At 73.5% G+C, this 19,543-nt stretch carries 18 protein-coding genes and 1 riboswitch; of the genes, 4 read left to right on the forward strand and 14 right to left on the reverse strand.

Annotated elements, in window-relative coordinates:
* Positions 1-310: 310 nt before the first annotated feature.
* From ABZ920_RS25350 to ABZ920_RS25370, 5 genes are all read right to left on the reverse strand, one after another.
* A complete protein-coding gene (locus ABZ920_RS25350) occupies positions 311-2,548 on the reverse strand; it encodes a bifunctional diguanylate cyclase/phosphodiesterase (protein WP_361509251.1) in 2,238 nt (745 codons plus the stop codon).
* Between the two features lie 260 nt (positions 2,549-2,808).
* Positions 2,809-5,001, reverse strand: a complete 2,193-nt coding sequence (ligA, locus tag ABZ920_RS25355; RefSeq protein WP_361509254.1) for an NAD-dependent DNA ligase LigA — start codon at positions 4,999-5,001, stop codon at positions 2,809-2,811.
* Positions 5,002-5,016: 15 nt separating this feature from the next.
* Positions 5,017-6,021 carry a methionine synthase gene (locus tag ABZ920_RS25360; RefSeq protein ID WP_361509257.1) on the reverse strand — a complete coding sequence of 335 codons (1,005 nt, stop codon included), beginning with the start codon at positions 6,019-6,021 and terminating at the stop codon, positions 5,017-5,019.
* Positions 6,022-6,107: 86 nt separating this feature from the next.
* Complete coding sequence (locus ABZ920_RS25365) at positions 6,108-6,806, reverse strand: SDR family oxidoreductase (protein ID WP_361509259.1); 699 nt, start codon at positions 6,804-6,806, stop codon at positions 6,108-6,110.
* Positions 6,807-6,821: 15 nt separating this feature from the next.
* Positions 6,822-7,361, reverse strand: coding sequence for a TIGR00730 family Rossman fold protein (locus ABZ920_RS25370; protein WP_361509261.1), 540 nt, complete (start codon positions 7,359-7,361; stop codon positions 6,822-6,824).
* A gap of 51 nt (positions 7,362-7,412) precedes the next feature.
* Between ABZ920_RS25370 and ABZ920_RS25375 the strand changes: the two genes are divergently transcribed.
* Together ABZ920_RS25375 and ABZ920_RS25380 are read left to right on the forward strand one after the other, a co-directional pair.
* Positions 7,413-7,742, forward strand: coding sequence for a DUF427 domain-containing protein (locus tag ABZ920_RS25375; protein ID WP_361509264.1), 330 nt, complete (start codon positions 7,413-7,415; stop codon positions 7,740-7,742).
* 55 nt (positions 7,743-7,797) lie between these two features.
* Positions 7,798-8,577, forward strand: coding sequence for an alpha/beta fold hydrolase (locus tag ABZ920_RS25380; RefSeq protein WP_361509267.1), 780 nt, complete (start codon positions 7,798-7,800; stop codon positions 8,575-8,577).
* 100 nt (positions 8,578-8,677) lie between these two features.
* Here ABZ920_RS25380 and mnmA read toward each other — a convergent pair whose 3' ends face one another.
* The gene (gene mnmA / locus ABZ920_RS25385; RefSeq protein WP_361509270.1) at positions 8,678-9,802 is read right to left on the reverse strand and encodes a tRNA 2-thiouridine(34) synthase MnmA; all 1,125 of its coding nucleotides are present in this window, start codon (positions 9,800-9,802) and stop codon (positions 8,678-8,680) included.
* Between the two features lie 60 nt (positions 9,803-9,862).
* Between mnmA and ABZ920_RS25390 the strand changes: the two genes are divergently transcribed.
* Positions 9,863-10,567: an N-acetylmuramoyl-L-alanine amidase gene (locus tag ABZ920_RS25390; protein WP_361509271.1), complete on the forward strand. Its 705-nt coding sequence runs from the start codon at positions 9,863-9,865 to the stop codon at positions 10,565-10,567.
* Positions 10,568-10,618: 51 nt separating this feature from the next.
* A riboswitch (TPP riboswitch) is annotated at positions 10,619-10,791 on the forward strand.
* Positions 10,792-10,846: 55 nt separating this feature from the next.
* Here the strand turns inward: ABZ920_RS25390 and ABZ920_RS25395 are convergent.
* The 3 genes from ABZ920_RS25395 to ABZ920_RS25405 form a co-directional block, all read right to left on the reverse strand.
* Positions 10,847-12,010 carry a cysteine desulfurase family protein gene (locus tag ABZ920_RS25395; RefSeq protein ID WP_361509274.1) on the reverse strand — a complete coding sequence of 388 codons (1,164 nt, stop codon included), beginning with the start codon at positions 12,008-12,010 and terminating at the stop codon, positions 10,847-10,849.
* A 123-nt stretch (positions 12,011-12,133) separates the two neighbouring features.
* Complete coding sequence (locus tag ABZ920_RS25400) at positions 12,134-12,400, reverse strand: DUF4190 domain-containing protein (RefSeq protein WP_361509277.1); 267 nt, start codon at positions 12,398-12,400, stop codon at positions 12,134-12,136.
* A gap of 39 nt (positions 12,401-12,439) precedes the next feature.
* Positions 12,440-12,607 carry a hypothetical protein gene (locus ABZ920_RS25405; protein ID WP_361509280.1) on the reverse strand — a complete coding sequence of 56 codons (168 nt, stop codon included), beginning with the start codon at positions 12,605-12,607 and terminating at the stop codon, positions 12,440-12,442.
* A gap of 155 nt (positions 12,608-12,762) precedes the next feature.
* On the opposite strand from ABZ920_RS25405, the gene ABZ920_RS25410 reads away from it, so the two are divergent.
* Positions 12,763-13,389, forward strand: a complete 627-nt coding sequence (locus ABZ920_RS25410; RefSeq protein WP_361509283.1) for a TetR family transcriptional regulator — start codon at positions 12,763-12,765, stop codon at positions 13,387-13,389.
* A 384-nt stretch (positions 13,390-13,773) separates the two neighbouring features.
* Here the strand turns inward: ABZ920_RS25410 and ABZ920_RS25415 are convergent, their stop codons facing one another.
* The 5 genes from ABZ920_RS25415 to ABZ920_RS25435 all read right to left on the reverse strand — a co-directional run bounded on the left by ABZ920_RS25415 (position 13,774) and on the right by ABZ920_RS25435 (position 19,459).
* A complete protein-coding gene (locus ABZ920_RS25415; RefSeq protein WP_361509286.1) occupies positions 13,774-14,634 on the reverse strand; it encodes a thioesterase family protein in 861 nt (286 codons plus the stop codon).
* Positions 14,635-14,761: 127 nt separating this feature from the next.
* On the reverse strand, positions 14,762-15,418 hold the full coding sequence (locus ABZ920_RS25420) for a trimeric intracellular cation channel family protein (RefSeq protein WP_361509289.1): 657 nt from the start codon (positions 15,416-15,418) through the stop codon (positions 14,762-14,764).
* A gap of 254 nt (positions 15,419-15,672) precedes the next feature.
* Positions 15,673-17,343 (reverse strand): dipeptide ABC transporter ATP-binding protein, encoded by a 1,671-nt coding sequence (locus ABZ920_RS25425; RefSeq protein ID WP_361509292.1) that lies wholly within the window; start codon positions 17,341-17,343, stop codon positions 15,673-15,675.
* Positions 17,344-17,366: 23 nt separating this feature from the next.
* On the reverse strand, positions 17,367-18,464 hold the full coding sequence (locus ABZ920_RS25430) for an ABC transporter ATP-binding protein (protein WP_361509295.1): 1,098 nt from the start codon (positions 18,462-18,464) through the stop codon (positions 17,367-17,369).
* Positions 18,461-19,459, reverse strand: coding sequence for an ABC transporter permease (locus tag ABZ920_RS25435; protein WP_361509298.1), 999 nt, complete (start codon positions 19,457-19,459; stop codon positions 18,461-18,463). The genes ABZ920_RS25430 and ABZ920_RS25435 overlap by 4 nt, the downstream gene beginning before the upstream one ends.
* Positions 19,460-19,543 lie beyond the last annotated feature (84 nt).

The following is a 19,543-nucleotide window of genomic DNA, read 5'->3' on the forward strand; positions in this document are numbered from 1 at the left end:
GGCGGATGTCGAGTGGCACAGGCCGCCCCGGTGGGCGGACCGGTCCGGGCCGGACGGCGCGGCCGGGCGCAGGTCGGCAGGTCACTCGCGGGGCGGGCGGCACGGCCGGGCGGCGCCGGAGGCCGGGCGCCGAGCGATCGGCACGGCCGGGCGGATGTCGAGTGGCACAGGCCGCCCCGGTGGGCGGACCGGTCCGGGCCGGACGGCGCGGCCGGGCGCAGGTCGGCAGGTCACTCGCGGGGCGGACGACACGACCGGGCGACGCCGGGCGGCGCGGCCGGGCGTGGGACGGGCGGCGTGGCTCGGTGGGTCACTCCTCGGTCGCCGCCGCCGGCAGCGCCGCGGCGGGCCGCTGCCAGCCCCGCGATCCCCGGGCGCGCAGCCACGCCGTGGTCTCGCCGGGCGGCATCGCGGCCGCGACCAGCCATCCCTGGACGGCGTCGCAGCCGAGGTCACGCAGCCGCTCCCAGGTCTCGTCGTCCTCCACGCCCTCGGCGACGACGAGCAGGCCGAGGGAGTGCGCGAGGTCGACCGTGCAGCGCACGATCTCGGCGTCCTCGGTGTCCACGGCCAGCCGGGCCACGAACGAACGGTCGATCTTCAGCTCGCTCACCGGCAGCCGGCGCAGGTGCACCAGCGAGGAGTAGCCGGTGCCGAAGTCGTCCAGCGACATCTTCACGCCGTGCCCGGTCAGCGCGTGCAGCGTGTCGGCGGCGCGCTGCGGGTCCTCCAGCAGGACGTGCTCGGTGATCTCCAGTTGCAGCGCTCCGGCCGGGACGCCGTGCCGCGCCAGCCGGGCGGCCACCGATCCGGCGAAGCCGGGGCTGTGGACGTCGCGCGGGGAGACGTTGACGGCGACCGGCACGACCAGGCCCTCGGCCCGCCACGCGGCGACCTGCCCGAGGGCGGTCTCCAGCACGTACTCCGTCAGATGGGGCATCAGCCCGGAGGACTCGGCGATCGCGATGAACTCGTCCGGCGGCACCTTGCCCCGCTCGGGGTGCACCCAGCGCACCAGCGCCTCCAGCCCGGCGACCTGCCCGTCGAAGCGGACCTTGGGCTGGTAGTGCAGCTCGACCTCGTGCGCGTCGAGGGCGCGGCGCAGGTCGCCCAGCAGGCCGAGCCGGTCGGGCGTGTTGGAGTCCCGTTTGGACTCGTAGACCTCCACGCCCGTGCGGTCCCGCTTCGCCTGGTACATCGCCACGTCGGCCCGGCGCAGCATCCCCTCGGCGTCCACGGCGTGGTCGGGGAAGACGGCGACCCCGGCGCTGGCCTCCAGCACCAGGGTGAGCCCGTCGAGGTCGAGCGGGGAGCTGAGCGCGGTGACCAGCGCGCGGGCGGCCCGGGTCGCGGATGTGGTGGAGTCGGCGACCGGGAGTAACACGGCGAACTCGTCGCCGCCGAGCCGCGCGGCCTCCGCCCCGCGCGGCAGCGCCAACCGCAGCCGGTCGGCGATCTGGAGCAGCAGCCGGTCCCCGGCGAGGTGACCGAGTGTGTCGTTGACGGACCGGAAGCGGTCGAGGTCGATCAGCACCAGGGCGGACCGGGCGCCGATGCGTTCGGCGTCGTCGAGCGCGGTCCAGATCCGCTCCAGCAGCCACTGCCGGTTGGGCAGCCCGGTGAGCGGGTCGCGCAGCTGCTCCTCGGCTCGGGCGCGGGCCATCCACAGGGTGGAGTCCAGGGCGATGAGCGGGACGGAGAACAGCGGCAGCAGCACGGGCTTGGCGACGGCGACCACGCAGATGAGGGGCGCTATGCCGAGCAGCGCGACCGCGACCAGGCCGTGCCGGAGGAGGGCGGTGCGGGCGACGGTGGGCACGCCCCCGCGCGGGGTGTTCAGGTACCACAGCAGGACGCGGGAGACCGTGAGGTAGGCGGCCGCGACGAGGACCACCTGGACCCCGGTGCCGACGTCCCAGGTGCCCGGGTCCCAGGGCTCCTCCACGGTCGGCACGCGGCCGGACGCGCCCAGCACCAGGGCGCCGGCGCCGATGCCGAGGAGGTCGACGGAGCCGAGGAGCACGCCCTGTCGGCGGCGGTGGCGGCGGGCCGCGCCGACCAGGACGACGACGGTGAGGCTGACCAGGCCGGCCGCGACCCAGCCGTAGAGCAGCAGCGCGGCGAGGGTGAGGGCGGCGCCCGAGCCGGTGCCGCCCCACCAGCGGGCGCGGCCGAGCGCGACGAGGTGGCCGACGATGACGCCGGTGAGCACGGCCAGGGACCAGCCGGCGGTGCCGGAGGGGAAGAGCGCGCGGCCGCCGGCGAACGCCCCGTACAGGCCCGCGCCGAGGGCGAGGCCGGCGGCCGCGACGACCACCGTGGGCAGTGCGGGCCAGGACCGGCGGCGTTCGGTGCCGCCGGGATGGGAGGGGCGGGGTGCGGCTTCGGCGGCGGGCTGCGCGGAGCCGCGCGCCTCGGTGACGGCGTACGGCCCGAGGGCGCACGCCTCCGTGCCCGCACGCTCCGAAGTCAGCCGCCGGCACCCCCGCCATGCGCCGGTCATCCGGCGCAACCGCGAGGGCGCGGTGGCGCTCTCGGTCGGTTCCATTCCCGTCCCTCTCACAACCGGCGGTGCCCACGCCACGCGGCCCGGTGCCCGACTCCCCTGCGGCGGCACCGCGTTGGAAACCCCTTCCCCGCGCCCGTGATGTGCGCGGGGAGGCCCCGACCGCAGCTGGGCACGGCAGGTGGCAACCTCAACAGTAGGCCGCTGAAGGCCGTCACGGGCAGCGGTCGCCGACGGTTGCCCGAATGCGCCCCGGCCACCCGTATGCAACTGGTATGCGCCGATCGGATGGCCTTCAACCGCTACTCCTCGGTCGGAAGGGCGACTTCGGCCGCGGCGTCCGGTCCCCGGTCCAGCAGGACGGCGAAACCTCCCTCGTTCAGCACCGGCACCTTGAGCTGCATCGCCTTGTCGTACTTCGACCCGGGGTTGTCACCCACCACGACGAACGAGGTCTTCTTCGAGACCGAGCCGGTCACCTTCGCTCCCCGGCTCTGCAGCGCGTCCTTGGCGCCGTCGCGCGTGAAGCGCTCGAGCGTGCCGGTGACCACCACGGTCAGCCCTTCGAGCGGGCGCGGGCCCCGGTCCTCGTCGGCGCCCTCCTCCTCCATCCGGACGCCGGCGGCCCGCCACTTGCGCAGGATCTCCTGGTGCCAGTCCTCGGCGAACCACTCCTTGAGGGAGGCGGCGATGATCGGGCCGACGCCGTCGGTGGCGGCCAGCTCCTCCTCACTGGCCTGTTCGATGCGGTCGACGGAGCGGAACTCGCGCGCGAGGGCCTCGGCGGCGACCGGCCCGACATGACGGATCGACAGGCCGGTGAGGATCCGGGCGAGGGGACGCTCCTTGGCGGCGGCGATGTTGTCCAGCATCGCCTGCGCGTTCTTCTTCAGTTCGCCCTGCTGGTTGGCGAAGACCGTGACGACCTTCTCCTCGCCGGTCTTCGGGTCGTGCTTGGGCAGACCGCTGTCCTGGTCGAGCACGTACGCCTTGATGGGCAGCAACTGCTCGACGGTGAGGTCGAAGAGGTCGCCCTCGTCCTTCAGCGGCGGCTCGGCGGGCTCCAGCGGCTTGGTGAGGGCGGCCGCGGCGACGTAGCCGAAGTGCTCGATGTCCAGCGCCTTGCGGCCGGCGAGGTAGAACAGGCGCTCACGCAACTGGGCCGGGCACGCCCGCGCGTTCGGGCAGCGCAGGTCGACGTCGCCCTCCTTCATCGGCCTCAGCGGCGTCCCGCACTCGGGGCACTCCGACGGCATCACGAACTCGCGCTCGGTGCCGTCCCGCAGGTCGACGACCGGGCCGAGGATCTCCGGGATGACGTCACCGGCCTTGCGCAGCACCACCGTGTCGCCGATCAGGACGCCCTTGGCCTTGACCACGTCCTGGTTGTGCAGCGTGGCGAACTCGACCTCGGAGCCGGCCACGGTCACCGGCTCGACCTGCGCGTACGGCGTGACCCGGCCCGTCCGGCCCACTCCCACCCGGATGTTGACGAGCTTGGTGTTGACCTCCTCCGGCGCGTACTTGTACGCGATGGCCCAGCGCGGGGCACGCGAGGTGGAGCCGAGCCGGCCCTGGAGCGGGATCTCGTCGAGCTTCACGACGACGCCGTCGATCTCGTGCGCCACGGAGTGACGGTGCTCGCCGTAGTGGGCGATGAACTCGCGCACGCCGTCGAGGTCGTCGACCACCCGGTTGTGCGGGGACGTGGGCAGGCCCCAGGACTCGAGCAGGCCGTAGGCCTCGGAGAGCCGGGAGAAGCCCTCGAAGCCCTCCAGCGCGCCGATGCCGTGCACGACCATGTGCAGCGGCAGCGTCGCCGTGACCTTCGGGTCCTTCTGGCGCAGCGAACCGGAGGCGGAGTTGCGGGGGTTGGCGTACGGCTTCTCGCCGGCGGCCACCCGGCGCGCGTTGAGGTCCTGGAAGGCCTCCATCGGGAAGTACACCTCGCCCCGGATCTCCACCAGGCGCGGGACGGAGTCGCCGCGCAGCCGGTGCGGGATCTCCGCGATCGTCTTGACGTTGGGCGTGATGTCCTCCCCGACCCGGCCGTCGCCGCGGGTGGCCGCCCGGGTGAGCCGGCCGTCCTCGTACGTCAGGTTCACCGCGAGGCCGTCGACCTTGAGCTCGCACAGGAAGTGGTGGTCGGGTGTGCCGACGTCCTTGGCGACACGGTCGGCCCAGGCGGCGAGCCCCGCGTCGTCGAAGACGTTGTCCAGGGAGAGCATGCGCTCGCGGTGCACGACCTCCGCGAGGCCCGTCTCGTACGCCACCGCGACCTTCTGGGTCGGCGAGTCGGGCGTGCGCAGCTCCGGGTACTCCTCCTCCAGCGCCTCCAGGGAGCGCAGGAGCCGGTCGAACTCGGCGTCGCTGATGACGGGCGCGTCCTTCACGTAGTACCGGAAGCGGTGCTCCTCGACCTGCTCCGCGAGCTGCGCGTGCTTCTCCCGTGCCTCGGCGGGCACCGTCGTCTCCGCTTGCTTGTCGCCGGCCACCGTGTTGTCCTCCCGTTACTCTGGGTTGTCCGCGAGTGATCTCGCCGCCCGGACGCAGTGGGCGAGCGCCTGGCGTGCGTACGCGGGAGAAACGCCCGCGAGCCCGCACGCCGGGGTCACGGTGACCGTCTCCGGGAGAAGCCCCGGACGCAGTCCCAGCCTGCGCCACAGCGTCCTGACACCCATGACGCTACCCGCAGGGTCCGACAACGGGCCCTCCGCCGACGGGACCACACCGGCGAAGAGGTGGGTACCCCCTTCCACGGCTTCCCCGATCGCCTCGTCGTCACGCTCGGTGAGGAGCGAGACGTCGAAGGAGATGCCGTCGACGCCGGCCCGGCGCAGCAGCGCGAACGGGACGTCCGGGGCGCACGAGTGCACGACGACCGGGCCGCGGTGGACGCCCGCGACGTCGCGCAGCGCCGCCTCGACGGCCTGCCGGTCCACGGCCCGGTGGGTCCGGTAGCCGCTGGCGGTCCGCACCCGGCCGCGCAGCACCGCGGTCAGGGAGGGCTCGTCGAGCTGGAGGACGGGCCGCGCCCCCGGCACGCGCCGCCGCACCTCGGCCAGGTGCAGGCGCAGCCCCTCGGCGAGGGAGGCGGCGAGGTCGCGGCAGGCGCCGGGGTCGGAGAGGGCGGCCTCGCCGTTCCTCAGCTCCAGGTTGGCGGCGAGCGTCCACGGCCCGACGGCCTGCACCTTCAGCGGGCCCTCGTAGCCCTGGGTGAACTCCTCCAGCGCGTCGAGGTCCTCGCCGAGCCACGAGCGCGCCCGCCGGGTGTCCCGGCCCGGCCGGTCCCCGAGCCGCCACCCGCTGGGCTCCACGCGCGCGTAGAGCTCGACGAGCATCCCCGCGGTCCGTCCGATCATGTCCGCGCCGGGCCCGCGCGCGGGCAGCTCCGGCAGAAAGGGGAAGTCCTCGAAGGTCCCGGTGACGGTCCTGGCGGCCTCCCGGGCGTCCCCGCCGGGCAGGGATCCGACGCCGGTGGCGGCCGCGAACCTGAACTCGCTGTTCTCACTCACGCGGGAAGCCTACGGAACGCCGCTCGAGCGGGCCGCCGCGGCCGCCTCCGGGCGCCGTCGAGGCGGGCCGGAGCGGCCGGGCCGCGTCACCGCCCCGGGCGCACGGTCAGGTCGTTGACCTCGGCGTCCCGCGGGAGGTCGAGGGCCATGAGGAGGGCCGTCGCGACGGACTCCGGGTCGATCCACCGGTCCGGGTCGTACTCCTTGCCCTCCTGCTGGTGGACCTTGGCCTGCATCGGGCTCGCGGTGCGGCCCGGGTAGACGGAGGTGACCCGGACGCCGGCCGCGTGCTCCTCCTGGCGCAGGGAGTCGGCGAGGGCCTTCAGGCCGTGCTTGGACGCGGCGTACGCGGCCCAGTCGGCGTTGGCGTTCAGGCCGGCGCCCGAGTTGACGAAGACGACGTGGCCGCGGGCCGCGCGCAGCTGCGGCAGCAGCAGCCGGGTCAGCTCCGCGGGCGCGATCAGGTTGACGTCGAGCTGGTGGCGCCAGGTCTTCGGGGTGAGCTCGCCCACCGGGCCGAGATCGACCACGCCCGCGATGTGCAGCAGCGAGTCCACGCGGTCCGGCAGTGTCTGGTGGGACAGGGCCCAGCTGAGCCGGTCGGGGTCCGCCAGGTCGCCGACCAGGGTCCGCGCGCCGGGGAACGCGGCCGCCAGTTCCTTCGCCCGGGCCGCGTCGCGTGCGTGCAGCACGACCTCGTCCCCGCGCGCGTGCAGGCGGCGGGCGACGGCCGCGCCGATGCCGGAACCGGCACCGGTGATCACATGAGTAGCCATGCCCGCCATGCTCGCACCCCCGTCTCAGCGGTCCGCGAGCGACTTCTCCAGGTAGGCCATGGCCTCGGCCGGCTCGTCGGCGAAGCACATCAGCTCGGCCAGCGGGCGGGGCAGGAACCCCTCGGCGTCCATGCGCTGGAACTGCTCCTTCAGCCCGTCCCAGAAGCCGGCCGTGTTGAGCAGCACCACCGGCTTGTCGGTGCGGCCGTGCTTCTTCAGCTCCAGGATCTCGGTGGCCTCGTCGAGCGTGCCGGTGCCGCCGACCAGGATCACCACCGCGTCGGCCTTCTCCAGCAGCAGCTTCTTGCGCTCGGCCAGGTCCCGCGCGATGACCATCTCGTCGGCGCCGGGCCGCGCCTTCGCCGACAGGAAGTCGACCGAGACCCCGACGAGCCGGCCGCCCGCCTCCTGCACGCCGTCCGCGACCACCTTCATCAGGCCGCTGTCGCTGCCGCCCCAGACCAGGGTGTGCCCGCCCTTGCCGATCAGCCCGGCGAAGTCGCGGGCGGGGCGGGTGTAGCGGTCGTCGAGGTCGGCGGCGGAGAGGAAGACGCAGATGTTCATGCGCTCAACGGTACGCGGGAAGAATCGCGGGCCCGCGGGCGCTTCCCTCACATGGGCTCTGCACACGAGATCACCATCGAGCACGGCACGCAGCGCGTACGGGTCGTCCGCGACGGCCTGGTCCTGGCCGAGAGCGACCGGCCGCTGGTGCTGCGGGAGACCGGCTGCCCCGCGCGCTACTACCTCCCCGCCGAGGACGTGCGCCTGGACCTGCTGACCGCGTCCGGGACGCACACCCACTGCCCGTTCAAGGGCACGGCGTCGTACTGGTCCCTGCCGGACGCTCCGGACCTGGTGTGGGCGTACCCCGACCCCAAGCCCGGCGTCGCCGAGATCAAGGACCACCTCTGCTTCTACGACGTGGAGGTCGTGACCGGCTGACTCCCGGCGCCTCGCCTCCCCGCCGACCCCGCCCCCGCGTGGCAGTCTCACAGTCATGGACAACAAGACCCTCTCGCGTGACGGCACCCCGCTCGCCCATCACCGCAGCGGACAGGGCCCCGCGGTCGTCCTGGTCCACGGCGCGATGTCGACGGGCGGCACGCTGGCGCCGCTGGCGGCGGCGCTGTCGGAGCGCTTCTCGGCGGTCGTCTACGACCGCCGGGGCCGGGGCGGGAGCGGGGACACGGCGCCCTACGCGGTGGAGCGCGAGGTCGAGGATCTCGCCGCGGTGATCGAGGCCGTCGGCGGGGAGGCGTCCCTGTACGGGATCTCCTCGGGCGGTGCGCTGGCGCTCAGGGCGGCGGCGAGCGGGCTGCCGGTGCGCCGGGTGGCCGTGTACGAGCCGCCCTTCGTCCTGGACGAGGACGGCGTGCGGGAGCGCGCGCAGTACAGCAGGGACCTGAACGAGGCGCTGGGGCAGGGCCGGCACGGGGACGCGGTCGAGCTGTTCCTCCGGCTCACCGGGCTGGCCCCGGAGGTCGTCGCGAACGCCCGCCAGGCGCCCCTGTGGGCGGGCATGGAGGCCCTGGCCCCGACGCTCGCCTACGACGACGCGGTGATGGGCGACGGCCGGATCCCGCGTGACCTGCTCGCCTCGGTCACCGTGCCGGTCCTGGCCACCGCGGGCGGGGCGAGTCCCGGCCCGCTGCGGGTGGCCGCCCAGCAGGTCGCGCAGCTCGTGCCGCGGGGCACGTTCCGCACGCTGGAGGGCCAGAGCCACGCCGTGGAGGCGGAGGTGCTGGCGCCGGTGCTGGCGGAGTTCTTCGGCTCCTGAGGAACCGAGCACGGGCGGGACTGGCAGGACGGGCGGGACCGCAACGGCGCTCGGGAGCCGGACGCCCGGACGGGCGCGCCGCCGGCGGAACGGGCGGCGGTCAGGCCGCCCCGGCCGTGGCACGGACCGTCGACGCGATGGTGGCCGAGCCCACCACGCGCGTGCCGTCGTACAGGACGATCGCCTGGCCGGGGGCGACCCCGCGCACCGGCTCGGTGAAGGCGACCCGGAGCTCGCCGTCGACCAGTTCGGCTCTCACCTCGGTCTCGCCGCCGTGGGCGCGCAGCTGGGCCGTGTAGGTGCCGGGGCCGGCCGGGGCGGCGCCGCACCAGCGCGGCCTGATCGCCGTGAGGGCCTGGACGTCGAGGGCGGAGGCCGGGCCGACGGTGACGGTGTTGGTCACCGGGGAGATGTCGAGGACGTAGCGGGGCTTGCCGTCGGGTGCGGGGGTGCCGATGCGCAGGCCCTTGCGCTGGCCGATGGTGAAGCCGTACGCGCCCTCGTGCGTGCCGACCCTGGCGCCGGACTCGTCGACGATGTCGCCCTGCGCCGTGCCGAGCCGGTTCGCGAGGAAGCCCCGGGTGTCCCCGTCGGCGATGAAGCAGATGTCGTGCGAGTCGGGCTTCCTGGCGACGGCGAGGCCGCGCCGCTCGGCCTCCGCGCGGATCTCGTCCTTGGTGGTGACGGTGTCCCCGAGCGGGAACATCGCGTGCGCCAGCTGCCGGTCGTCCAGGACGCCGAGGACGTAGGACTGGTCCTTGGCCATGTCGGAGGCGCGGTGCAGCTCGCGCGTGCCGTCGGGCAGCGTGACGACCTTCGCGTAGTGGCCGGTGCAGACGGCGTCGAAGCCGAGGGCGAGCGCCTTGTCGAGCAGCGCGGCGAACTTGATCTTCTCGTTGCAGCGCAGGCACGGGTTGGGCGTGCGGCCGGCCTCGTACTCGGCGACGAAGTCCTCCACGACGTCCTCGCGGAAGCGGTCCGCGAGGTCCCACACGTAGAAGGGGATGCCGATGACGTCCGCGGCGCGGCGGGCGTCCCGCGAGTCCTCGACGGTGCAACAGCCGCGCGCGCCCGTGCGGAACGACTGCGGGTTCGCGGAGAGCGCGAGGTGGACGCCGGTGACGTCGTGGCCGGCTTCCGCGGCACGCGCGGCGGCGACGGCGGAGTCGACGCCGCCGGACATGGCGGCGAGGACGCGGAGGGGGCGCTGCGGGGTCTCAGTCATAACCACTCCAGAGTACGGGGCGGCGGGAACCGTCACTCGCGCGTATCCGTTGTCGATCACATGGGGGAGACGAAGGACGGGGCGGGCCGGCGGACGGCACGGCGGGCGGTGCTGATCGGCGGCGCGGCGGCGGTCGTGGGCGGGGCCGCGCTGGCCCGTGGGCAGCTGTCCCACCTGTGGTGGCGGCTGCCGGGCGCGCAGCGGCCGCGGGTGGAGGGCGCGGTGGACTTCCGCGGCGCCCGCTGGGTGGCGGCCTCCCCGGCCAACTACCGGCGGGCCGACCGCCCGGACGACTACACGATCGACCGGGTCGTCGTGCATGTGACGCAGGGCAGCTACGCGAGCGCCGTGAAGGTGTTCCAGGACCCGGCCCACCAGGCCGCCGCGCACTACATCGTCGGCGCCGACGGGCACGTCACGCAGATGATCCGCGAGCTGGACGTGGCCTTCCACGCCGGCAGCCGCGCCTACAACGAGCGCAGCGTGGGCATAGAGCACGAGGGCTTCGTGGACAGGCCGTCGTCCTTCACGGACGCGATGTACGCCGCCTCGGCGCGGCTGACGGCGGGGATCTGCGCGCGCTACGGCATACCCGTGGACCGGGAGCACATCGTCGGCCACGTCGAGGTGCCGGGCACCGACCACACGGACCCCGGGCCGCACTGGGACTGGGACCGGTACCTGCGGCTGGTGCGGCAGGCGCGCACCGCGCCGACGCAGCCGACCGGAAACGGCACAGCGGAACCCGTCGGTACCGAAAAATAGCGCGACCCTCTTGTGCCCGATTTCATCCGTTCTATCCTGAATACAGGCCTACGGGACGAGTGAGGGAGTTCGACCGGAGTAGCCGACAGCGGCGTGAGACCACGGTGTCCGCCGGTGCCGACGTCGACGGTCGGGCTGAGAGGCCGGAAGGTCGCAAGACCGGACGGCGACCCCGAGAACCTGATCCGGACAATGCCGGCGAAGGGAACCCGTCTCGTAGGTTCCTTTCGTGTCCTCGCCCGCCCGGGGCCCGGCCGCCCCGGGCCCGGCACCCCGCTGTCAGCTCAGGCCCGCCGCGCGGGCGCGCTCCACGGCGGGGCCGATGGCCTTCGCGACCGCCTCGACGTCCGCCGGCGTGGAGGTGTGGCCGAGGGAGAAGCGCAGGGTGCCGCGCGCCAGGTCGGGATCGGCCCCGGTGGCCAGCAGGACGTGGCTGGGCTGGGCGACGCCCGCGGTGCAGGCGGAGCCGGTCGAGCACTCGATGCCCTGGGCGTCCAGCAGGAGCAGCAGCGAGTCGCCCTCGCAGCCGGGGAAGGTGAAGTGCGCGTTGGCGGGCAGGCGGTCCACCGGATCGCCGCCGAGGATCGCCTCCGGCACCGCCGTGCGGACGGCCTCGATCAGATCGTCCCGCAGGGTGCCGATCTCCCGCGCGAACCACTCCCGCCGCTCGGTGGCCAGCCGGCCGGCCACCGCGAAGGAGACGATCGCGGGGGCGTCGAGGGTGCCGGAGCGGACGTGCCGCTCCTGCCCACCGCCGTGCAGGACGGGCACGGGGGTGTACTCGCGGCCGAGGAGCAGGGCGCCGATGCCGTACGGTCCGCCGATCTTGTGCCCGGAGACCGTCATCGCGGCCAGGCCGGAGGCGGCGAAGTCGACCGGGACCTGTCCGAGGGCCTGGACCGCGTCGGCGTGCAGCGGGACGTCGAACTCCCGCGCCACCTCGGCCAGTTCACGGACCGGCAGCACGGTGCCGATCTCGTTGTTGGCCCACATGACGGTGGCGAGGGCCACGTCGCCGGGGTTGCGGGCGATGGCCTCGCGCAGGGCCTCGGGACGGACGCGGCCGTAGGCGTCGACGGGCAGGTACTCCACGGTGGCGCCCTCGTGCTCACCGAGCCAGTGCACGGCGTCGAGGACGGCGTGGTGCTCGACGGGGCTCGCGAGCACGCGGACGCGGGCCGGATCGGCAGCGCGGCGGGCCCAGTACAGGCCCTTGACCGCGAGGTTGTCCGCCTCGGTGCCGCCGGAGGTGAAGACGACCTCGCTGGGGCGGGCACCGAGGGCCTCGGCGAGGGTCTCGCGCGACTCCTCGACCGTGCGGCGGGCTCTGCGGCCGGATGCGTGGAGGGAGGAGGCGTTACCGAGGACGCTCAGCTGGGCGGTCAGCGCCTCTGCCGCCTCCGGAAGCATCGGGGTGGTCGCGGCGTGGTCGAGGTATGCCATGGTGAGGCCGATTCTACGGCGCCACCGTCGTGGCACCCGGACCGGCGTGCGCCGCGTCACGGCCGCCCGCCCCGCCCGCCCGGTCGTCCCCGGGGCGCCGGCCGCGGCCGGCCGCCGGACGGCTCAGAAGCTCCAGGAGACAGTGCTGTCGGCCTGCACGAACGCGAGCAGGACCAGCAGGTCGGCGACGCCCAGGACCAGCCCCAGCAGCGCGCGGCCGCGGCGGGCCGTGCCCCGCAACAGGGCGGCGCCGGCGAGGGCGATGGCGATCGGGCCGAGGAAGACGTTGAGGACCAGGAGGCCGAGCAGGCCGAGGACGAAGGACGCGACGGCCATGCCGTCGACGTCTCGGATCCCGGTACGGCGGGCGGCCGGTGCGGTCAGGTGCATGGTGGTCACTCCCGACGGTCGGTGGGACGGGACGGGTGGTCAGCGGGCGGACGTGCCCCGCCGGCGGCCGTGCCGCTCGCGGAACGCGAAGACGGTGAGCCAGACGGCGATGACGGCGGCGGCGACGGCGCTGAAGCCGAGCGGCGCGTGGGCCACGGTGCCCATGACGACGCCGAACAGCATGAGTGCGGCGACGAGGAACAGCATGGGATCGGATCCCCCTCCGGTGTGCGTCCGAGGACGTTCGGGTGAACTCCCGGAGCGTTTCGGTGAACGCTTGTGGTTACATTTGTTCACTGACTCTCCAGTCTAGCGCGCCACCGGTCTTTGCAATTCCGGAGAACAGTTGTTAACTGCATGGCATGAGTCACACCCCCGGCGTCCGGCAGGCGCAGAAGCAGCGGACCCGGCAGGCGCTCCTCGACGCGGCGCTGGCGCTGCTGGAGGAGCAGAGCCTGAGCAGCCTGGGTCTGCGCGAGGTCACGCGCGCTGTCGGCGTCGCGCCCACGGCCTTCTACCGGCACTTCCGCTCCACGGCGGACCTCGGTGTGGCCCTGGTCGAGGAGGCCCTGGGCAGCCTGCACCCGATGATCCGGACGGCGGTGTCCACGGCGGACGACAGCGGGGAGCGCATCGCCCGCGCCGTCGAGGTGATCGCCCGTCATGTGGAGGCGCACGCCGCCCACGTCCGGTTCGTCGCGCGGGAGCGGCACGGCGGGGTGCAGCAGGTCCGGGACGCCATCCGGGAGCAACTGGCCCGGTTCGCGCGGGAGGTGAAGGACGAACTCGCCAAGGACCGGGAGTCCGCGGGCTGGGACGACGCCGACCTGCTGATGCTGGCGCACCTGTACGTGGACCAGATGCTGGTGACGGCCTCCCTGTTCCTGGAGGCCCTGGACGCTCCGTGGGAGGAGCGGGAACGCGTGGCCCGGCTGGCGACCCGGCAGTTGCGCCTGATCAGCCTGGGCCGGCGGCACTGGCTGGACTGACGGGGGCACGTGGGGTGGACGACGGCCGGTGCGCGGCCCGGACTGACGGCCGGTGTGCCGCCCGGACTGACGGCCGGTGCGCGGCCCAGGCCGACGGGGGCTCGCGGCGGCTGGACCGACGGGCGGTGTGCGCCCCGGACTGACGCGCGGTGTGCGCCCCGGACTGACGCGCGGTGTGGCCCCGGACTGACGCGCGGTGTTCGGCCTGGGCCGACGGGGGCTCGCGGCGGCTGCCCCGTGTCCGGCGGGTCCGCGCGAGGCGATCTGACGGCGCCGGTGCGCCGCGGTCGCGGCGTGGCCGAGATCGAGGGTTGTGGTCGAGATGTGGCCCGCGGTCCGGGCCGCCGCCTGTCGTGGCGGCGGCCCGGACCGTGGGGCAGTCGGTCAGCTCAGCCGGACGCGTGCCAGCTGCCGGGACTGGGCCACCAGGCGGTCGGCGCTGTCCCAGACCTCGGCGTCCTCCTCCAGGAAGCCGCCGGCCAGGTTGCGGGTGGTGATGGACACGCGCAGCGGCCCGGGGGCGGGGCGGGAGCGGACGTGCACGGTCAGTTCGACCGTCGGCACCCAGCCGCTCAGGCCGAGTTCGAAGGCGGTCGGGGGCAGCGCGTCCACCGCCAGCAGCAGGGAGAGCGGGTCGGCGTCCCGGCCGTCGGCGAGCCCGAACCAGGCCCGCATCTCCCCCTTGCCGGACGGCGCGCCGAGGGCCCAGCCCAGAGTGGCCGGATCCAGTTTCAGCATCAGGCGGTCGGTGATGGCCGAGCTGCCGGGGACCGGGGCCGGGCCGTCCTCGGGCCCGAAGCACTGGTCGACCGGCGGGATGGCGGGCGGCTTCGCGCTGGTGCGGACGTCGTCGGGCAGGGCGCCCAGGTCGCCGTACGAGGCGAGGACGCGCAGGCGCTCGACCTCCCGGCCCTCCTCGTCGTACTGGAAGAGGGAGGCCTGGCCGGTGGAGAGGGTGCGGCCGGTGCGGACGACGTCCGTGCGGACGACCGCCGGGCCCGGCTGCGACGCGGTCAGGTAGTGCGCCGAGACGGTGAACGGGTCCGGGTGGGGCAGGGCGTGGGCGAGGGCCCGGCCGAGCACGGCCAGCAGGTAGCCGCCGTTGACGGCGTTGATGATCGTCCAGCCGGCCGAGAGGTCGATGTCGTAGACGCCGGGCGCGCGCGGGGTGACGGCGGTGTCGCGGTCGAACTCGCTGTCGCCGATCGTGGCCGCTGCGGCCGGTACGGAAGCTGCTTCGGGCATGCGTGAACCGTACAACAGGTAACTACTAAGCGGTAGCTTTTCCCGAGAGGCCGGCCGTGGCCGCCCCACTTGTCCGCCGCCGGCGCCCGGGAGGGCCGAGGCGACGCCCGGGGCGCGTCCCGGACGGCTACTCCTCGCTGACCGTGGACCGCCGGTTCCAGGCGCGCGGAGCCCGCCAGTGGAACCGCATCGCGAGCAGGCGCAGGACGAACGCCACGACCACCGCGAGCCCCGTCGTGAGCGGGGTCAGCGCGCCGTAGCGGATGCACAGCGCCACCATGGCGGCGCCGACGATCGCCGGGACCGCGTACAGGTCGCGGTCCCAGCGCAGGAGCGAGGGCACCTCGTTGGCGAGCACGTCCCGCAGCACACCGCCGCCGACGGCGGTGGCCAGGCCGAGGGCCGCGGAGGAGGTGAGGCCCAGGCCGTACTCGTAGGCCTTGGTGGTGCCGGCCACGCAGAACAGGCCGAGACCGGCCGCGTCGAAGACGTTGACCGCGACCTGGATGCGCTCCACGTGCGGATGCAGGAAGAACACGAGCAGCGCGGCGAGCAGCGGGGTGATGAAGTACCCCAGGTCCGTGAAGGCGGCCGGCGGCACGGCCCCGATGACCAGGTCGCGGAGCAGTCCTCCGCCGAGCGCGGTGACCTCGGCGAGCACGGCTATGCCGAAGACGTCGAAGTTCTTGCGAACGGCCAGCAGCGCGCCGGAGATGGCGAACACGAAGATGCCGATCAGGTCCAGGGTGTGCTGGACGGAGGGACTGAACAGTTGGGGCAGCACCCATACATTCTTACTCAGATATGAGTGCCCGCCTTGCGATGGAAGGCTCAGGGGTGGTTGCGGCCCCGTAGTGCCGGGCTCGGCGTCTCGTGCATCGCCCTGCCGCCGTGGTGCTGGGCGGTCGGGCGGCGCGCGGACGGCGAACGGGAGAGCGCCTCGGGCCGGGCCCTCCTCGGGCGTGTGCCCGTCGGAGGGGCCGGGCCGGCTCCGCGCTCTCCCGTCGGGGTGGCCGCGTGACCGTGGCAGGTCACACGTCAGTCGTCGCCCGGCTCCCGGCCGTCGGACCCCGCGGACTCGCCGGACTCGGCGGGCGCCTTGGGGGCGTCGTCGCGGGCCTCCTCGGCGGCGGGGGACGCCTTCGCCTTGGCCGGTGCGTCCGCCTTGACGGATGCCTCCGCCGCGGCCGGTGCGTCCGCCGCGGCGGGCGCGTCAGCCTTCGCGGGGGCGTCGCCCTCGACCGGAGCGGCGTCCTTCACGGGCGCCTCGCCCACGACCGGAGCGGCGTCCTTCACGGGCGCCTCGCCCACGACCGGAGCCTCGCCCTTCGCAAGGGCGTCGCCCTCGACCGGAGCCTCGCCCTTCGCAAGGGCGTCGCCCTCGACCGGAGCCTCGCCCTTCGCAAGGGCGTCGCCCTCGACCGGAGCCTCCGTCGCAGCAGCCTCCGTCGCAGGAGCTTCCTTCGCAGGTGCCGCTTCCTCGGCGGACGCCTCCTTCGCGGGAGCGTCGTCCTTCCCGGCGGCCTCCGCGGCCACTTCCGCGGCCACCGCCGCCGACGTCGCCGCCGACTCGGCCAGGACCTCGTCGGAGACCGACTCCGCCGCCTTCTTCGCGTCCAGGAGCAGCACCGTGTCCTGCGGCGCCTGGTCCTCGAAGTTCTCGGGGTGGTGGCAGGCCACGCGCTGGCCCGGCTTGAGCTCCTTCAGCGGCGGCTCGGCCGTCCGGCAGATCTCGGTCGCCTTCCAGCACCGGGTGTGGAAGCGGCAGCCGCTCGGCGGGGCGATCGGCGAGGGCACGTCGCCCTGGAGCAGGATGCGCTCGCTCTTGGCGTTCCGGCGCCGCGGGTCCGGGACGGGTACGGCGGACATCAGCGCCTTGGTGTACGGGTGCATCGGCGCCCGGTACAGCGAGTCCCGGTCGGCCAGCTCGACGATCTTGCCGAGGTACATCACCGCGATCCGGTCCGAGACGTGCCGGACGACGGACAGGTCGTGCGCGATGATCACGTACGTCAGGCCCAGCTCCTGCTGGAGGTCGTCGAGCAGGTTGACGACCTGTGCCTGGATCGACACGTCCAGCGCGGACACCGGCTCGTCCGCCACGACCAGCTTCGGCTTGAGCGCGAGCGCGCGGGCGATGCCGATGCGCTGGCGCTGGCCGCCGGAGAACTCGTGCGGGTAGCGGTTGTAGTGCTCGGGGTTGAGACCCACGACCGACAGCAGCCGCTGGACTTCCTTCTTGATGCCGCCCTCGGGCTCGACGCCCTGCAGCCGGAAGGGAGCGCCGATGATCGTGCCGATGGTGTGGCGCGGGTTCAGCGACGAGTACGGGTCCTGGAAGATCATCTGCACGTCGCGGCGCAGCGGGCGCATCCCGCCGACGCCCAGGTGCGTGATGTCCTGGCCCTCGAACTCGATCGTGCCGCCGGTCGGCTCGAGCAGCCGGGTGATCAGCCGGCCCATCGTCGACTTGCCGCAGCCGGACTCGCCCACGACGCCGAGGGTCTCGCCGGAGCGCACCTCGAAGTCGAGGCCGTCGACCGCGCGCACGGCGCCGGCCTGACGCTGGAAGAGGCCCTTCCTGATCGGGAAGTGCTTCTGCAGCCCGGTCACCTTCAGCAGGACCTCGCCGGGCGCGGTCTCCTTGGTGAGGGTGCCCGTGCCGGCGGCCGCGGCCGTCTCGCCGTCGCTCTGAGCAGGGATGCTCACTGCCTTGTCCTCTGCGTTCTCACTCACAGCTTCGGCGCAATCTCTTCGGTCCAGATCCGCTGCCGCTGCTCCCGCGTCATGTGGCAGGCGGCCCAGTGCTGGTCGCCGACCTCGGTCAGCTCGGGGCGGACCGTGCGGGTGACGTTGTCCTTGGGCACGTCGGCGTACGGGCAGCGGGGGTTGAAGGCGCAGCCGGACGGGACGTTGATCAGGGAGGGCGGGGAGCCCTTGACCGGGATCAGGCGGTCCTGCTGCTCACGGTCCAGGCGCGGCATCGAGCCGAGCAGGCCCCAGGTGTAGGGGTGCCGGGGCTCGTAGAACACCTTCTCCGCCGGGCCCCGCTCGACGCAGCGGCCGCCGTACATCACCAGGATGTCGTCGGCCAGCTCGGCGACGACGCCCAGGTCGTGGGTGATGACGATGACCGCGGAGCCGAACTCCTTCTGCAGGTCGCGGATGAGGTCGAGGATCTGCGCCTGGACGGTCACGTCGAGGGCGGTCGTCGGTTCGTCCGCGATCAGCAGCTCGGGGTTGTTGACCAGCGACATGGCGATCATGGCGCGCTGGCGCATGCCGCCGGAGAACTCGTGCGGGTAGTTGTCCACCCGCTTGTCCGGCTGCGGGATGCCCACCCGGTCGAGCATCTCGACCGCGCGCCTGCGGGCGGTCTTCTTGTCGACGTCGTGGTGGATGCGGTACGCCTCCACGATCTGCTGGCCGATCGTGTAGTACGGGTGCAGCGCGGACAGCGGGTCCTGGAAGATCATCGCCATCTCGCGGCCGCGCAGCTTGCGGACGTGGTCCGGGTCGGCCGACAGCAGTTCGGTGCCGTTCAGCCAGATCTCTCCGGAGATCTGCGCCTTGCGCTTGCCGTACTGGCCGGCGGTGTGCAGGCCCATGATGCCGAGCGAGGTCACCGACTTGCCGGAGCCGGACTCGCCCACGATGCCGAGGGTCTTGCCCTTCTCCAGCCGGAAGCTGAGCCCGTCGACGGACTTCACCAGACCGTCGTCCGTGGGGAAGTGCACCTTCAGGTCGCGCACTTCCAGGAAGGCGGTCGGGGCGGGCGAGGTGCCGGTGGGCTCGCCCACGGCCGCTCCGCTCTTGCTGAGTTCGGTCATGAGAGCCTCACTCGGGGGTCGATCACGGCGTACAGGACGTCCACCACGAGGTTGGCGATGAGTACCGCGAGGGAAGTGATCAGGGTGACGCCCAGGATGACGGGCAGGTCCTGGTTCTTGATCGCGTTGAGCACGGCCTGGCCGAGTCCGGGCAGGCTGAACGTGGTCTCCGTCAGGATCGCTCCGCCGATGAGGGCGCCGAGGTCCATGCCGAGCATGGTGAGGATGGGCGTCATCGTCGAGCGCATGGCGTGCTTCCTGATGACGACCTGCTCACGCAGGCCCTTGGCCCGGGCGGTGCGGATGTAGTCCTCGCCCAGGATCTCCAGCATGGTGGCCCGGGTGATGCGGGCGTACATCGCCGCGTACAGGAAGGCCAGGGTGATCCAGGGCAGGATCATGCCGCCGAGCCAGCCGGTGAAGGAGTCCTCCAGGGGCACGTACTCGGCGTCGATCCAGCCGAGGCCGTAGGAGAAGATCGCCAGGCTGAGCAGGCCGGTGAAGTAGATCGGCAGGGAGACACCCGCGAGGGCCACGATCATCGCGCCGCGGTCCCACAGGCTGCCCCGCTTGAGGGCGGAGAGCACACCGGCGGCGATACCGAAGATCAGCCACAGCACGGCGGCGCCGAGCGCGAGACCCAGCGTCACCGGGAAGCGGTCGGTCAGCACCGGCCAGATGGCCTGTTCGCTGCGGAAGGAGTAGCCGAAGCACGGCGCGGCGCAGTGGGTGATGTCACCGCCGGCCGCGTAGGTGCGGCCCGCGAAGATGCCCTTGAAGAACTCCCAGACCTGGGAGTAGATCGGGTCGCCCAGACCCAGCTTCTCCCGGATGGCCTCGACAGCGGCAGGGTCGGCCTGCTTGCCCACGAAGCTCGTGGCCACGTCGACGCCCGCCCACTTCGGGACGAGGAAGAAGATGCCGAAGACCACCATGATGATGACCACCAGCATCACTGCGGCGGCGAACAGCCGCCTGATGAGGTAAGCGAGCACAGCTTACGGCCCGCCGCGGACCGCGGGCCCCGGAGATCGTCCAGGGCCCGCGGTCACGCCGCGCCGGCCTTCACCTGCCTTTCG

The sequence above is a fragment of the Streptomyces sp. NPDC046831 genome, assembly GCF_040645305.1.
GTDB lineage: Bacteria > Actinomycetota > Actinomycetes > Streptomycetales > Streptomycetaceae > Streptomyces.

Excerpts from the sequence above, each read along its gene's own strand:
- ABZ920_RS25410 (WP_361509283.1), top strand. The coding sequence starts at position 12,763 with ATGAGTCACACCCCCGGCGTCCGGCAGGCGCAGAAGCAGCGGACCCGG.
- ABZ920_RS25415 (WP_361509286.1), bottom strand. The coding sequence starts at position 14,634 with ATGCCCGAAGCAGCTTCCGTACCGGCCGCAGCGGCCACGATCGGCGAC.
- ABZ920_RS25375 (WP_361509264.1), top strand. The coding sequence starts at position 7,413 with ATGGGCTCTGCACACGAGATCACCATCGAGCACGGCACGCAGCGCGTA.
- ABZ920_RS25380 (WP_361509267.1), top strand. The coding sequence starts at position 7,798 with ATGGACAACAAGACCCTCTCGCGTGACGGCACCCCGCTCGCCCATCAC.
- ABZ920_RS25405 (WP_361509280.1), bottom strand. The coding sequence starts at position 12,607 with ATGCTGTTCCTCGTCGCCGCACTCATGCTGTTCGGCGTCGTCATGGGC.
- ABZ920_RS25430 (WP_361509295.1), bottom strand. The coding sequence starts at position 18,464 with ATGACCGAACTCAGCAAGAGCGGAGCGGCCGTGGGCGAGCCCACCGGC.
- mnmA (WP_361509270.1), bottom strand. The coding sequence starts at position 9,802 with ATGACTGAGACCCCGCAGCGCCCCCTCCGCGTCCTCGCCGCCATGTCC.
- ABZ920_RS25400 (WP_361509277.1), bottom strand. The coding sequence starts at position 12,400 with ATGCACCTGACCGCACCGGCCGCCCGCCGTACCGGGATCCGAGACGTC.
- ABZ920_RS25370 (WP_361509261.1), bottom strand. The coding sequence starts at position 7,361 with ATGAACATCTGCGTCTTCCTCTCCGCCGCCGACCTCGACGACCGCTAC.
- ABZ920_RS25365 (WP_361509259.1), bottom strand. The coding sequence starts at position 6,806 with ATGGCGGGCATGGCTACTCATGTGATCACCGGTGCCGGTTCCGGCATC.
- ABZ920_RS25350 (WP_361509251.1), bottom strand. The coding sequence starts at position 2,548 with ATGGAACCGACCGAGAGCGCCACCGCGCCCTCGCGGTTGCGCCGGATG.
- ABZ920_RS25390 (WP_361509271.1), top strand. The coding sequence starts at position 9,863 with ATGGGGGAGACGAAGGACGGGGCGGGCCGGCGGACGGCACGGCGGGCG.
- ABZ920_RS25395 (WP_361509274.1), bottom strand. The coding sequence starts at position 12,010 with ATGGCATACCTCGACCACGCCGCGACCACCCCGATGCTTCCGGAGGCG.